The following is a 12,855-nucleotide window of genomic DNA, read 5'->3' on the forward strand; positions in this document are numbered from 1 at the left end:
GCGCACAGTCTCTCCTACGTAGGGTGGTCGTATGGAAACGGGGACTACGGGGGCCACAGGGCCCGCGGACGGCGCCGAGGCGCGGTCCGAGGCCGAGCCGGTCTGGACGGGGCTGCCGCCGGGCCTGCTGAACCTGCGCCGCCTGCTGCTGGTGCTCTGGCTGGTGCCGCTGGCGGCGGCGGTCGGGGTGCTCCTGTGGCTCTTCGCGGGCCCGGCGTGGGCGGCCCTCGCGCTGCTGCCGCTGGCCGTGCTCGCGTGGGGCTGGCCGATGCTGGGCCGCAACTGGCGCTCGTGGCGGTACGCGGAGCGGGCCGACGACCTGCTCATCAGCCGCGGTGTCCTGTGGCGTGAGGAAACGATCGTGCCGTACGGGCGGATGCAGCTGGTCGAGGTGACCTCGGGTCCCCTGGAGCGGAAGTTCGGCCTGGCCAGCCTGCAGCTGCACACCGCGGCCGCCGCCACCGACGCGACGATCCCTGGCCTGGCCCCGGCCGAGGCCGAGCGGCTGCGCGACCGCCTCACCGAGCTCGGCGAGGCCCGATCGGCGGGCCTGTGACGGCCTCCCGCGTCCCCGAGGACATCGCGGCCGGGCCGCCCGCCGACACCGTGCGAGAGCGGCGTCTGCACCCCGTCACGCCGCTGCGCCGGGCCTGGGCGCCGATCGCCGTCCTGCTCGGCTGGGCCGTCCACGACATGGATCAGGCGCAGCGCCAGCTGGCCCACCTCACCGCGACGACCCTGGCGATCGGCCTGGCCGTGCTGGTCCCGACCGCCGCCCTGTACGGCTTCCTCACCTGGTGGTTCACGCACTTCGCGGTGACGGACACCGAACTGCGCATCCGTACGGGCCTGTTGTTCCGCCGCACCGCCCACATCCGGCTCGACCGCCTTCAGGCCGTCGACGTCACCCAGCCGCTCCTGGCCCGCTTCGTAGGCGTGGCCAAGCTGAAACTCGACGTAGTGGGCGCCGACAAGAAGGACGAGCTCTCCTACCTGGGCGAGAAGGAAGCACGCGACCTCCGTGCCGAGCTTCTGGCCCGCGCGGCCGGGTTCGCGCCCGAGTCGGCGCACGAGGTGGGCGAGGCCCCGGCGCAGCAGATCCTGCACACGCCGCCGCGCATGCTGGCGGTGGCCCTGATGCTGACGGGCGCGCCCTGGGCGATGCTGCTGGCCGCGGTCGTCGTCCCGGCCTTCCTGTGGTTCGCCACCCACAACCTGTGGACAGTGATCGCGGTCGGGGTGCCGCTGGTCGGCGGGGCGTTCACCAACAGCGCGGGCCGGTTCATCAAGGAGTACGACTGGACGGTCGGCGAGTCCCCGGACGGGCTGCGCATCGACCACGGGCTGCTCGACCGGGTGCACGAGACGGTGCCGCCGGGCCGCGTGCAGACCGTGCGCATCGTCGAACCGCTGCTGTGGCGGCGCCGCGGCTGGGTCCGCGTCGAGCTGCACGTCGCGGGCTCCGCGAACTCCGTGCTGGTCCCGGTGGCTCCCCGCGCGCACGCCGAGGACGTCATCGCGCGGATCCTGCCGGGCGTCGCGGTGCCCAAGCCGGCCGACTTCGCGCCGTCGCCCCGCCGGGGCCACTGGTGCGTACCGCTGTGGTGGCGGGGCTACGGAGTCGCCGTCACGGAGACGGTGTTCGCCGCGCGCCAGGGCCTCCTGCGGCGCCATCTCTCCTTGGTCCCGCACGCCAAGGTGCAGAGCGTGCGCCTCGCCCAGGGCCCCTGGGAGCGGTACTGGCGGGTCGCCGATCTGCACCTCGACACCGGCGCCAACAAGACGGTGACGGCCCGGCTCAGGGACGTCCAGGAGGCGTCGGAGCTGCTGCGGGCGCAGGCCGACCGGTCGCGGACGGGGCGCAGGGACGCGCGGCCGGACCGCTGGATGAGCAAAGCGCCGTAAGGAGGCGCGAGCGGACGACGAGAGGGCGCCCTGCCGAAGCGGGGCGCCCTCTCGCACGACCGATGGCCTCACACGGCCCATGACCTCAGGCCGGCAGCGCGGGCCCGGGGCGAGCAGCTCACGAATCTCAGGCCTGAACCGCCGGCCTCAGGCCTGGAGCGCGGACCTCAGGCCGGCCACATCGATCTGCTCGGTCTCGTCATGAGCGGTCAGGTCGATGACCTCCTGCTCGGCGAGTGCCTCCTCGCCCACGACATCGGCCAGATCCTCGTCCTGGCCCACGGCGGCGCCGCTCGTCCCGAAGAAGTCGAACCCGCCCTCGGGGATCTTCCGCGCGGGCGCCGCGGGCACCACGGCCGCGGCGACCGGCACGGTGAAGTGGCCGGACGCCGCGTGGGACTTCCCCTGGGAATCGGCCTCCTCGGCGACGGGCCGCTCCGGCCGCGCGAGCCGGTCGAGCGCCGCGTTCGCCCGCAGGTACAGAGCAGGTGTGGCCCCGCCTCCGGGGCCCGGCCGGGCCGGCGCCGGCGGCAGCGCCCTGGGCGGGGCGGCAGCCTCTATCGCGAGCTGACGGCGGCCCTCCAGGGCGGTGGCCCGCTCCGTCTCCGCGGTCGCGTACCGGCGCAGCAGCGCCGCGTGCTCGTTGCGCAGCGCCGCCAGCTCGGAGCGCTTCGCGCGCAGCTTGCTCTCCAGCCTGGTGCGCAGCTCCCGCGACTCGTCGAGGTCGCCCTCCAGCTCCGCCACGGCCTCCTCGTGCCGCCAGCGCTCGCTCGCGGCGCCCCGGGTCAGCTCGGCGACCTGCTTGCCCGCGAGCCGGTCCCAGCGGCGCATCACGACGGCGCCGATCACGGCCGCGGCGGCCGCGGCGGCGGTGACGCCGCGCAGCACGAGCGGATCGTCGGACAGCCAGACGCCGCCCGCGCAGACGAGCGGCACACCGGCGATCACCGAGGGCGGCAGCAGGCGGTGCAGGGGTGGGGAATGGCGGTGACGTCCACGTGGCATGGCCAGAAACTTACCGCGCGTAGGCGAATCGCGAAGCCCCGCCCGGCAAAATACGGGCACAGGCGGCACAGAAACCACCGAACTCACGCCAGAAGAGGCTCATTTACTCCTCCGCCCCTCTTCCGCGCTCGCTTCCCCACTCCCTTCACCGGACCTCAGCCAAGATCACTTACCGATCAGGCCCTTGGACTCCAGATAGTCCTTCGCGACGTCCGCTTCCTTCTGGCGCTCGGCGTCGACCTTGCGGTTCAACTCGACCAGATCGTCCGTCGTGAGCGTCTTCGTCAGCTTCCCGAGAACGTCGGCAATCCCCTTGTCGCCGGCGTCCTTCGCGTTCACAACCGGAATGATGTTGTCCGCGTTCTGGAGCTTCTTGTCGTCCTCCAGCAGGACGAGACCGAAGTTCTTCAGCGTCGCGTCGGTCGTGGTCGTCAGGACCAGCTGATCCGTACCGTTCTTCACGGCCTGCTTGGACTGCGTGGTGCCGACGCCCTTGGGGTCGATTCCGGTGACGTCGATCCCGTACGTCTTCTTGAGGCCCGGGGCGCAGAACGGCCGCTCCTCGCATTCGTCACCGGCCGCGATCTTGACCTTCTCGCCCGACTTGCCGAGATCGGAAAGCGTCTTGAGGTTGTGCTTCTTGGCGAAGGACTCGCTCACCGCGAACGCGTTCTGGTCGACTGCGCCGCCGGCGTCCAGGACCTTCAGGCCCTCCGGCTCGGCGAGTTCCCGCAGAGCGGTGACCGTGGCCTCGACATCGCTGGACGCGACGGGCTTCGCGTCGGCGCCGTTCTTCTTCAGGTTGAGGAATTCGGCGAGCGTCGCCGCGTATTCGGGCACCACGTCGATGGCGCCCTTGGCGAGCTGCGGCTCGTAGATCTCACGGTTCTCGACCGTCTTGACCGACGCGTCGTACCCGGCGTCGTCCAATATCTGCCGGTACAGCTCACCGAGCACCTTGGCCTCGGTGAAACTCGCGGCGCCGACGACGACCTTGCCCTTCTTGCCACCGCCGCCCGAACTGCCCGAATCGTCCTTGCCCTCGAGGCTGTCGCCACCGCACGCGGTGAGTCCCGCGGTCAGTGCTCCCACGGCCACGGCCGCCAGGGCCATTCGACGCGCTCTGCTGTTCATCGCTCTCCTAGTTGCACTGATCGCACTGCCGGAATCCAGGGACAAGAACCGAACCCAAGAACAAAACCAAAGAACAGAACCGCTACCCGCGAAAGGGCCCGGAATCCGTCGTCACGCCCGCCCCGTCGTCACACCCGCGCTGTCGTCACGCCCGCCCCCGCATGGGGTCGAGCACCCGCCCCACCGCCACGAACACGCCCTCCACGAGCAGCGCGAGCGCGGCGACGAGCAGGGCGCCCGCCACCACCTGCGGTGTGTCCTGAAGGTTGAACCCGGCCGTGATGATCCGTCCGAGCCCGCCCTCGCCCGCCATCGCGGCCAGCGTCGCCGTCGCGATCACCTGTACCGCGGCCGACCGCAGGCCGGTCATCACCAGCGGGTACGCCAGCGGCAGTTCGACCCGGGCGAACACCTGGCGGCCGCTCATGCCCATGCCGCGCGCGGCCTCCACCACCGAGCGGTCGACCTCGCGCATGCCCACGTACGCGTTCGTCAGCAGTGGCGGCACCGCGAACAGCACCAGCGCGATGAGCGTCGGTATGTCTCCGTGCCGGCCGAGCGGGGTGAGGGTCAGCAGCACGAGGACGGCCAGCGTCGGCACCGCGCGCCCCACGTTCGACACATTGATCGCGAGGGCGCCGCCCTTGCCGATGTGCCCGAGCCACAGGGCGAGCGGCAGCGCGATGAGGCAGGCGATGCCGAGCGCGACACCGCTGAAGTACAGGTGCTCGGCGAGACGGTGCCAGACCCCCTTCTCGCCCTGCCAGTTGGTCCCCGTGGTCAGCCAGTCGTAGGCCCCCGATATCGCGTTCATGCCACCTTCTCCGGCTCTGCGGGGGTCGCGTCCGCGCGGACGCGGGACCTGCGCGACGGCTTCGCGGCCGCCACCCGCGTCCACGGCGTGAGCCGGCGCTGCACGCCGAGCAGCAGCAGGTCGGCGAGGATCGCGAGCACCACGCACAGCACCGAGGCGGTGAGGACCTGGGCCTTGAAGTCACTGTCGAGGCCGTCGAGGATCAGCGTGCCGAGGCCGCCGTAGTCGACGATCGCGCCGACCGTCGTCAGCGCCACCGTGGAGACCGTGGCGATGCGCACGCCGGCCAGCAACGCCGGCAGCGCCAGTGGCAGTTCGACCTCCCACAGCAGCCGCACCGGCCCGTATCCCATGCCGCGCGCGGCCTCTCTGGCCTCCTCGGGCACGGACTGCAGTCCCGCCAATATGTTGCGCACGAGAATCGTCAGCGAATACAGGACGAGCCCGGTGACCACCAAGGAGATCGAGAGCCCGAAAAGGGGCAGCAGCAGCGAGAACATCGCCAGCGAGGGAATCGAGTAGAACACGGTCGTCAGACCGAGCACCGGTCCCGCGAATGCCCGCTTGCGCCGCGCGAGCAGCGCGAGCGGGAAGGCGATCAGGACGCCGATCGCCACCGAGGACACCGTGATCCCCACATGCTGGACGGTCGCGTCCACCAATTCCTGGCTGCGGGTGCGCAGATACTCCCCGCACACCCAGTCATTGGCCACCAGGCAGTTCTGCTCGCTCACCCCGCCCCGCCTCCCCCGATTCCCCGAACGTATGTCAGTCGTCCGTACCTGCGCACGCACGTTCCGACTGCCGACGACCCTAGCGGCCACCACTGACAATGGCCGAGACCCGCCCCCTCCCCGCAACATTCCCTTCACATGACTGCCTTGCCCGGCCGTCCCCAACCCGGCCCTGTCCCGGCAGAATGGGGTCTCATGATCCGGTTCGAGCACGTCAGCAAGCAGTACGCGGACGGCACCACTGCCGTCGACGACCTGTCATTCGAGGTGAACGAGGGCGAACTGGTCACGCTCGTCGGCCCGTCGGGCTGCGGCAAGACCACGACGATGAAAATGGTGAACCGGCTCATCGAACCCACCGCGGGCCGGATATTCCTCGACGGCGACGACATATCGGCCATCGATCCGGTCCAGCTGCGGCGGCGGATCGGATACGTCATCCAGCAGGTCGGCCTGTTCCCGCACAAGACCGTGCTGGACAACACGGCGACCGTGCCGCACCTGCTCGGCGTCAAGCGCGCCACGGCCCGCGAGCGGGCGGCCGAGCTGCTCGACCTCGTCGGCCTGGACCCGAAGACGTTCGGCGACCGCTACCCCGACCAGCTCTCGGGCGGACAGCGGCAACGGGTCGGGGTGGCCCGGGCGTTGGCGGCGGATCCGCCGGTGCTGCTGATGGACGAGCCGTTCGGCGCGGTCGACCCGGTGGTGCGCGACCACCTCCAGACCGAGTTCCTGCGCCTGCAGCAGACGCTCGGCAAGACCGTCCTGTTCGTCACGCACGACATCGAGGAGGCCGTCCGCCTCGGTGACCGGATCGCCGTCTACGGGCAGGGCCGCATCGAGCAGTTCGACACCCCCTCCGCCGTCCTGGGCGCCCCCGCCACCGACTACGTGGCCGATTTCGTCGGCGCCGACCGGGGCCTGAAGCGTCTGTCCGTGACACCCATCGAGGAGGGCGATCTGGAGCAGCCGCCCGTCGTGCACCTCGACGACCCGCTGCCGACGGACCTCGACGCCCGCTGGGCCGTCGTCCTGGACCACGACAACAACCTGCACGGCTGGATCTCCGCCGAGCACGCGCGCGCGGGCGGCGCGAAGGGCGACACCGTCCGCGACCACGCCCGCCGCATGGAGGCCTGGCTGCCGGTCGGCGCCTCCCTCAAGCAGGCGTTCGCCACGATGCTCCAGCACGACGCGGGGTGGATCGCGGTGATCGACGAGCGCTCCGAGGGCCGCTTCCTGGGGGTCCTGACGCCGGCCAGGCTGCACGAGGCGCTGCGCCGCTCCACGGCCGCGGACGCGCGGGACATCCCGCGCGCGGAGGTCGAACTGGAGACGGTGGAGCCACTCCTCAAGTAAGCAGTCGGTGCCTAAGGAGTAGGTGCCTAAGGAGTAGGCGTCCGCGTACGTCGCTCACCTGGGCGCCTACTTGTCGCCGATGCGCCGGCCCAGCCATTCCAGCGTCGCCGGGATCTCCCGGCGCCACGTGTTGAAGTTGTGCCCACCGCTGTCGAGGACGATCGACGACACGCGCGTGGGCGACTTCACCTTGTCGATGAACCGGAGCGTGTCCTTGTAGTTGCTCTCGCCGTGCTTGCTGCTGGTCACCAGGAGGGACGTCGCGGGCGGCGGCAGGTGGTCCAGGGACCACATGAGGTCCGCCCGGTTCCGCAACGGCACGCTCCCGTGGAAGAGATCGCCCGTCGTCGGGTCGAGGGGCGCCTTGTAGTACGCGGACAGGCCGGCGCCCGCTCCGTAGACGTCGGGGTGGTGCATGGCCACCTTCAAGGCGCAGTACCCGCCTGTGGAGTCACCGACGATGCCCCAGCCGCCGGGCTTCCTGCCCACCCTGTAGTGGGCCGCCACCTCGTCGGGCAGGTCCTTGGCGAAGAACGTCTCCGTCTGCGGTCCGCCGGGCACGTCCACGCATTCGGTGTCGCGCGGCGGCGCCACGGTCGGCCGCAGCATCACCAGGATCATCGGCGGCATCCTGCCCGCCTTCGCCAGCGCCTGGGCGGTCTGCGGATAGTGCAGGCCTTTGACGAGCGCCCGGGCGGTCCCGGGGTAGCCGGTCAGGACGACGGACGCGGGGAACGTGCGGTGGGCGTACCGCGGCTGGAAGTACTCCGGCGGCAGGTAGACGTACGCGGGGGCGGCGATGTGCGACACCCGGCCGACGAGGTCGACCTTCTGCAGCTGACCGCCGACGCTCGGCCGCGTTCCGCCGGACACCGCCATGTCCTGGCTGGAGCGGACCTGCACCGGTCCGCCGCGCGCGGCCACGTCGTGGTCGCTCACCACCCCCTGCCCCTGCTCCTGTCCGAAGAGGTCGGCCCAGGTCGCGTAGAAGCCGAACGCCTGGTTGGCGGCGAGCCCGACCGCCGCGAAGATCGCCACCTGAGTGCCGAGGAGCAGGCCCACACGTCCGGTGACGGACCGCCAGGAACGATTCGCCAGACGCGGCCAGAGCAGCACGGTGCCGAAGAACAGGACCACGGCGAGCAGCACCGCGAGACCCAGCGCTGTGTGGCTCGTGAGACCCATGGGACGTTTCCTGCCTACGAGTTGACGGCCGCCCGTGCGGACGCCGAGGACGGCTTTCCCCACCCTTGCCGCACCCTTTGCGGTGATTTTCCGGCTGGGAGTGAACCCGGCTCCCCCTCCCCTCGTCCTAGAGGTCGCAAGTCGCGGGATGCCGGATTTGGCACCGCGTTCACGTTTCTCGCAGAACTACGGGAATGCGATGTTCGTCAGGATAGATGCGGAAAGCTCGCGAGGGGTTCCGGGCCGGGTGAGGCGCATGGTGCGTGGCCCCCGTCCGGAGGCAGTGCCGGCCCTGATCGCCAGAGCCTGCATCCTGGTCGGGCTCCTGGACATCGCGGCCGGCGTCTTCCCCCGTTTCCGGCACAGCCGGATGCACACCCTCGCCGAGGTGCTGCCGGGCACGCTCGGCCCGTTCGCCGCCGCCCTCGCGCTCAGCAGCGGCGTCCTGCTGCTCCTGCTCGCGCACGGCCTGCGGCGCCGCAAGCGGCGGGCCTGGCGGGCGGCCGTCGTCCTGCTGCCGTTCGGGGCCTGCGCGCAGTTCGCGTACCGGCACTCGTTCGCGGGCGTCGTGATCCCGCTGCTGCTCCTGTGGCTGCTCACCCGGCACCGCGACCAGTTCGCCGCGCTGCCCGACCCGCGCAGCCGCTGGCGCGCCCTCGCCAACTTCGTCCTCATGGGCGCCGGTTCGATCCTGCTCGGCCTCGCCGTCGTCAGCGCCCACCCGCGCCGGCTCGTCGGCGACCCCAGCCTGGCCGACCGTCTGGAGCACGTCCTGTACGGCCTGTTCGGCATCGACGGACCCCTCGACTACGCGGGCCGCACCTCGCACACGGTCGCCGTCTCGCTCGGCGCGCTCGGCATGGTCACGGCCCTCACCACGATGTACCTCGCGTTCCGCCCCGAGCACCCGGCCGCGCGTCTGACCGAGGACGACGAGACGAAACTGCGCGCCCTGCTGGACAAGCACGGCGCCCGCGACTCCCTGGGGCACTTCGCGCTCCGCCGCGACAAGGGGGTGGTGTTCTCCCCCAGCGGCAAGGCGGCCGTCTGCTACCGCGTCGTCTCCGGCGTGATGCTCGCCAGCGGCGACCCCGTGGGCGACGTGGAGGCATGGCCCGGCGCCATCGAGCGCTTCATGGACGAGGCACGGGCCCACTCCTGGACCCCGGCCGTCATGGGCTGCTCCGAGACGGGCGGCGAGGTGTGGACCCGCGAGACCGGCCTGGACGCTCTCGAGCTGGGTGACGAGGCGGTGGTGGACGTCGCGGATTTCTCCCTGACCGGGCGGGCGATGCGCAACGTGCGCCAGATGGTCAAAAGGATCGAGCGCAATGGCTACGAGACACGGGTCCGGCGCATCCGTGACCTCGCCCCCGCCGAACTGGACCGCGTCCGCCGCGCCGCCGAGGACTGGCGCGGCACCGACACCGAGCGCGGCTTCTCCATGGCGCTCGGCCGCATCGGTGACGAGACGGACGGCTCCTGTCTGATCGCGACGGCCCACAAGAGCGACGCGCACGGATCCGGCCCCTACGGAGACCTCAAAGCGGTCCTCCACTTCGTCCCCTGGGGCACCGACGGCGTCTCCCTCGACCTGATGCGCCGCGACCGCACGGCCGACCCCGGGATGAACGAGCTGCTCATCGTGGCCGCCCTCCAGGCCGCCCCGAAACTGGGCATCACCCACGTCTCGCTCAACTTCGCGATGTTCCGCTCGGCGCTCGCCCGCGGCGAGAAGATCGGTGCCGGCCCGGTCCTGCGCGCCTGGCGGGGGCTGCTCGTCTTCCTCTCCCGCTGGTTCCAGATCGAGTCGCTCTACAAGTTCAACGCCAAGTTCCGGCCCCGCTGGGACCCCCGCTTCGTCGTCTACCGCTCCCCGAAGGACCTGCCGAGGATCGGCTGGGCGGCCATGCAGGCGGAGGGCTTCGTGCACCTGCGGCTGCCGCGGCCGCTGCGCCGCCGGACCCCGGAGCCGCGGCCGTGCGCCCACGACCATCAGGAGCGCGAGGTACGGGCCGCCTGAGCGAAGGCGTCACTCAGGGGCGCGGGGAACCGCGTGAGCGACCACGACGAACCCGCGGCCGGTGACGCGGGGCCACCGCCCGAGCCGGAAGCCGCCCGCACGGCGCAGGCACCCCGTTTCCGGCTCTAGGCTGGAAGACATGAGCACGTCGCAGGTCCACCGCGGCCACGTAGCCCACCTCCCCGTCTGGGACCGCTGCGCGGTCATGGGAGTCGTCAATGTGACGCCCGACTCCTTCTCGGACGGGGGCCGCTGGTTCGACACCACCGCCGCGATCAAGCACGGCCTGGACCTGGTCGCCCAGGGCGCCGACCTCGTGGACGTCGGCGGCGAGTCCACCCGCCCCGGCGCCACCCGCGTCGACGAGGACGAGGAGCTCAAGCGCGTCATCCCCGTCGTCCGCGGACTCGCCGCCGAAGGCGTCACGGTCTCGGTCGACACGATGCGCGCCTGCGTCGCCGAACAGTCCCTCGCGGCGGGCGCGGCCCTGGTCAACGACGTCAGCGGCGGCCTCGCCGACCCGGCGATGATCCCGACCGTGGCCGCGGCGGGCGCGCCCTTCGTGGTGATGCACTGGCGCGGCTTCCTGGAGGGCGCCACCGTACGGGGCACCTACAAGGACGTCGTCTCCGAAGTCGTGAACGAGCTGCACGCGCGCGTGGAGGCGATCATCGAGGGCGGCATCGCTCCCGACCACATCGTCGTCGACCCGGGCCTCGGCTTCTCCAAGGAGGCCGACCACGACCTCGCCCTCCTCGCCCACCTCGACCGGCTCCGCGCGCTGGGTCACCCGGTCCTGGTCGCGGCCTCCCGCAAGCGGTTCCTCGGCCACGTACTGGCCGGCGAGGAGGGCGCCCCGCCGCCCGCGCGCGAGCGCGACGCCGCCACCGCCGCCGTCTCGGCGATCGCCGCGCACACCGGCGCCTGGGCGGTCCGCGTCCACGAGGTGCGGGCCACCGCCGACGCGGTCCGGGTGGCCCGCGCCGTCGAGGGAGCCCTGTGACCGGGACCGACACCCAGGCCGTCGACGACGCCAACCGCGCCTACTACGAGGCCATGGAGCGCGGCGACTTCGAGGAGCTGACGTCCCTGTGGCTGGCCCCCGAGGACGTCGCGTACGCCGAGGACGCCGACCCGGACGACGCCGAGGACACCTCCATCAGCTGCGTCCACCCCGGCTGGCCGGTGCTCACCGGACGCGGCGAGGTGCTGCGCAGCTACGCGCTGATCATGGCGAACACCGAGTACATCCAGTTCTTCCTCACCGATGTGCACATCAGCGTCGTCGCCGACACCGCGCTGGTGACCTGCACGGAGAACATCCTCAGCGGCGGCCCCGCCCCCGAGGAGGGCGACGAGCTCGGCCCGCTCGTCGGCCAGCGCGTCGTCGCGACGAATCTGTTCCGGCGCACCCGCGACGGCTGGAAGCTGTGGTCGCACCACGCCTCGCCGGTGCTCGCGGACGCGGATGACGAATCCGACACCGCCGACAACGCGGAGGACGACGGGTCACCCGGCTGAGTGGGTAAGCGCCCCCGGAGGGGCCCGAAATCCCGGCGCGAGGTTGGTTTCCCGCACGCCGGGGTATGGGCGGCTACCAGCCGGGGGCCGCCTTTGTCCATAGCCCCCGCGGGCGAGCGATGTCAGTGCTCGCAGGTAGATTCGATCGAAGGCCGTCGTGTCGACCGCACATCGACAGGACCGGCCTCTACCGACGACTGCAGGAGTGATTCGCGTGGATCGTGTCGCGCTGCGCGGCCTCAAGGCCCGCGGGCACCATGGCGTCTTCCCGAAGGAGCGCGAGGAGGGCCAGACCTTCATCGTGGACCTGGTGCTCGGACTGGACACCCGGGCGGCGGCGGCCGACGACGACCTGGCGAAGACCGTGCACTACGGCATCGTGGCGGAGGAGGTCGTGGCCGTCGTGGAGGGCGAGCCCGTCGACCTCATCGAGACGCTCTCCGAGCGCATCGCCCAGACCTGCCTGAAGCACGAAGGGGTCCAGGAGGTCGAGGTCTGCGTCCACAAGCCGGACGCACCGATCACCGTGCCCTTCGACGACGTGACCGTCACCATCACCCGGAGCCGAGTATGAACATGACTCACAGCGACCCGACCGTCCAGCCGGTTCCAACCTCCGTGGTGGAGCAGGTGGATGCCGCCGACACCACGCTCTCCAACCCGAAGCGGGCCGTGCTCTCCCTCGGCTCGAACCTGGGCAACCGCCTGGAGACCCTCCAGGGCGCCGTCGACGCCCTGGAGGACACCCCCGGCGTCCGCGTCAAAGCCGTCTCCCCCGTGTACGAGACGGAGCCCTGGGGCGTCGAGCCGGGCTCGCAGCCGTCCTACTTCAACGCGGTCGTGGTCCTGAAGACGACGCTCCCGCCCGTCTCGCTCCTGGAGCGCGCCCACGCGGTCGAGGAGGCCTTCCACCGCGTGCGCGACGAGCGCTGGGGACCGCGCACCATCGACGTCGACATCGTCGCGTACGCCGATGTGGTCTCGGACGACCCGACGCTGACGCTGCCGCACCCGCGGGCCCACGAGCGGGCGTTCGTGCTGGCGCCCTGGCACGACGTGGAGCCGGAGGCCCAGCTGCCCGGCCGCGGCGCCGTCGCCCAGCTGCTCGGCGTCGTGACCCGCGACGGGGTGGCGCCGCGCGCCGACCTGGAACTCCGGCTGCCCGAGTAATCGTT

At 71.5% G+C, this 12,855-nt stretch carries 13 protein-coding genes; 8 read left to right on the forward strand and 5 right to left on the reverse strand.

Annotated features, from left to right (window positions below):
• Positions 1-31: 31 nt before the first annotated feature.
• Together ACQUQD_RS18415 and ACQUQD_RS18420 are read left to right on the forward strand one after the other, a co-directional pair.
• The gene (locus tag ACQUQD_RS18415; protein ID WP_428953192.1) at positions 32-556 is read left to right on the forward strand and encodes a PH domain-containing protein; all 525 of its coding nucleotides are present in this window, start codon (positions 32-34) and stop codon (positions 554-556) included.
• Positions 553-1,905, forward strand: a complete 1,353-nt coding sequence (locus tag ACQUQD_RS18420) for a PH domain-containing protein (RefSeq protein ID WP_428953193.1) — start codon at positions 553-555, stop codon at positions 1,903-1,905. Before ACQUQD_RS18415 ends, ACQUQD_RS18420 begins: the two co-directional genes overlap by 4 nt.
• Before the next feature lie 147 nt (positions 1,906-2,052).
• Here the strand turns inward: ACQUQD_RS18420 and ACQUQD_RS18425 are convergent, their stop codons facing one another.
• The 4 genes from ACQUQD_RS18425 to ACQUQD_RS18440 form a co-directional block, all read right to left on the reverse strand.
• Entirely contained in the window at positions 2,053-2,910 is an 858-nt protein-coding gene (locus ACQUQD_RS18425) for a hypothetical protein (protein WP_428953194.1), read from the reverse strand.
• Positions 2,911-3,075: 165 nt separating this feature from the next.
• The gene (locus ACQUQD_RS18430; RefSeq protein WP_428953195.1) at positions 3,076-4,044 is read right to left on the reverse strand and encodes an ABC transporter substrate-binding protein; all 969 of its coding nucleotides are present in this window, start codon (positions 4,042-4,044) and stop codon (positions 3,076-3,078) included.
• A 145-nt stretch (positions 4,045-4,189) separates the two neighbouring features.
• Complete coding sequence (locus ACQUQD_RS18435) at positions 4,190-4,858, reverse strand: ABC transporter permease (protein WP_428953196.1); 669 nt, start codon at positions 4,856-4,858, stop codon at positions 4,190-4,192.
• The gene (locus ACQUQD_RS18440) at positions 4,855-5,592 is read right to left on the reverse strand and encodes an ABC transporter permease (RefSeq protein ID WP_428953197.1); all 738 of its coding nucleotides are present in this window, start codon (positions 5,590-5,592) and stop codon (positions 4,855-4,857) included. The genes ACQUQD_RS18435 and ACQUQD_RS18440 overlap by 4 nt, the downstream gene beginning before the upstream one ends.
• Positions 5,593-5,787: 195 nt before the next feature.
• Here ACQUQD_RS18440 and ACQUQD_RS18445 point away from each other — a divergent pair, with 195 nt between their 5' ends.
• Positions 5,788-6,951 (forward strand): ABC transporter ATP-binding protein, encoded by a 1,164-nt coding sequence (locus ACQUQD_RS18445; protein WP_428953198.1) that lies wholly within the window; start codon positions 5,788-5,790, stop codon positions 6,949-6,951.
• A 66-nt stretch (positions 6,952-7,017) separates the two neighbouring features.
• On the opposite strand, the gene ACQUQD_RS18450 is transcribed toward ACQUQD_RS18445, so the two are convergent.
• Positions 7,018-8,136 carry an alpha/beta hydrolase gene (locus ACQUQD_RS18450; protein WP_428953199.1) on the reverse strand — a complete coding sequence of 373 codons (1,119 nt, stop codon included), beginning with the start codon at positions 8,134-8,136 and terminating at the stop codon, positions 7,018-7,020.
• Between the two features lie 256 nt (positions 8,137-8,392).
• On the opposite strand from ACQUQD_RS18450, the gene ACQUQD_RS18455 reads away from it, so the two are divergent.
• The 5 genes from ACQUQD_RS18455 to folK all read left to right on the forward strand — a co-directional run bounded on the left by ACQUQD_RS18455 (position 8,393) and on the right by folK (position 12,850).
• Positions 8,393-10,159: a phosphatidylglycerol lysyltransferase domain-containing protein gene (locus ACQUQD_RS18455; protein WP_428953200.1), complete on the forward strand. Its 1,767-nt coding sequence runs from the start codon at positions 8,393-8,395 to the stop codon at positions 10,157-10,159.
• Positions 10,160-10,298: 139 nt separating this feature from the next.
• Positions 10,299-11,162, forward strand: coding sequence for a dihydropteroate synthase (folP, locus tag ACQUQD_RS18460; RefSeq protein ID WP_428953201.1), 864 nt, complete (start codon positions 10,299-10,301; stop codon positions 11,160-11,162).
• Positions 11,159-11,680 carry a nuclear transport factor 2 family protein gene (locus ACQUQD_RS18465; protein ID WP_428953202.1) on the forward strand — a complete coding sequence of 174 codons (522 nt, stop codon included), beginning with the start codon at positions 11,159-11,161 and terminating at the stop codon, positions 11,678-11,680. Before folP ends, ACQUQD_RS18465 begins: the two co-directional genes overlap by 4 nt.
• 214 nt (positions 11,681-11,894) lie before the next feature.
• Entirely contained in the window at positions 11,895-12,254 is a 360-nt protein-coding gene (gene folB / locus ACQUQD_RS18470) for a dihydroneopterin aldolase (protein ID WP_428953203.1), read from the forward strand.
• Complete coding sequence (gene folK, locus ACQUQD_RS18475) at positions 12,251-12,850, forward strand: 2-amino-4-hydroxy-6-hydroxymethyldihydropteridine diphosphokinase (RefSeq protein ID WP_428953204.1); 600 nt, start codon at positions 12,251-12,253, stop codon at positions 12,848-12,850. The genes folB and folK overlap by 4 nt, the downstream gene beginning before the upstream one ends.
• Positions 12,851-12,855: the final 5 nt, after the last annotated feature.

Source organism: Streptomyces sp. cg35 (assembly GCF_050410835.1).
Classification (GTDB): domain Bacteria; phylum Actinomycetota; class Actinomycetes; order Streptomycetales; family Streptomycetaceae; genus Streptomyces.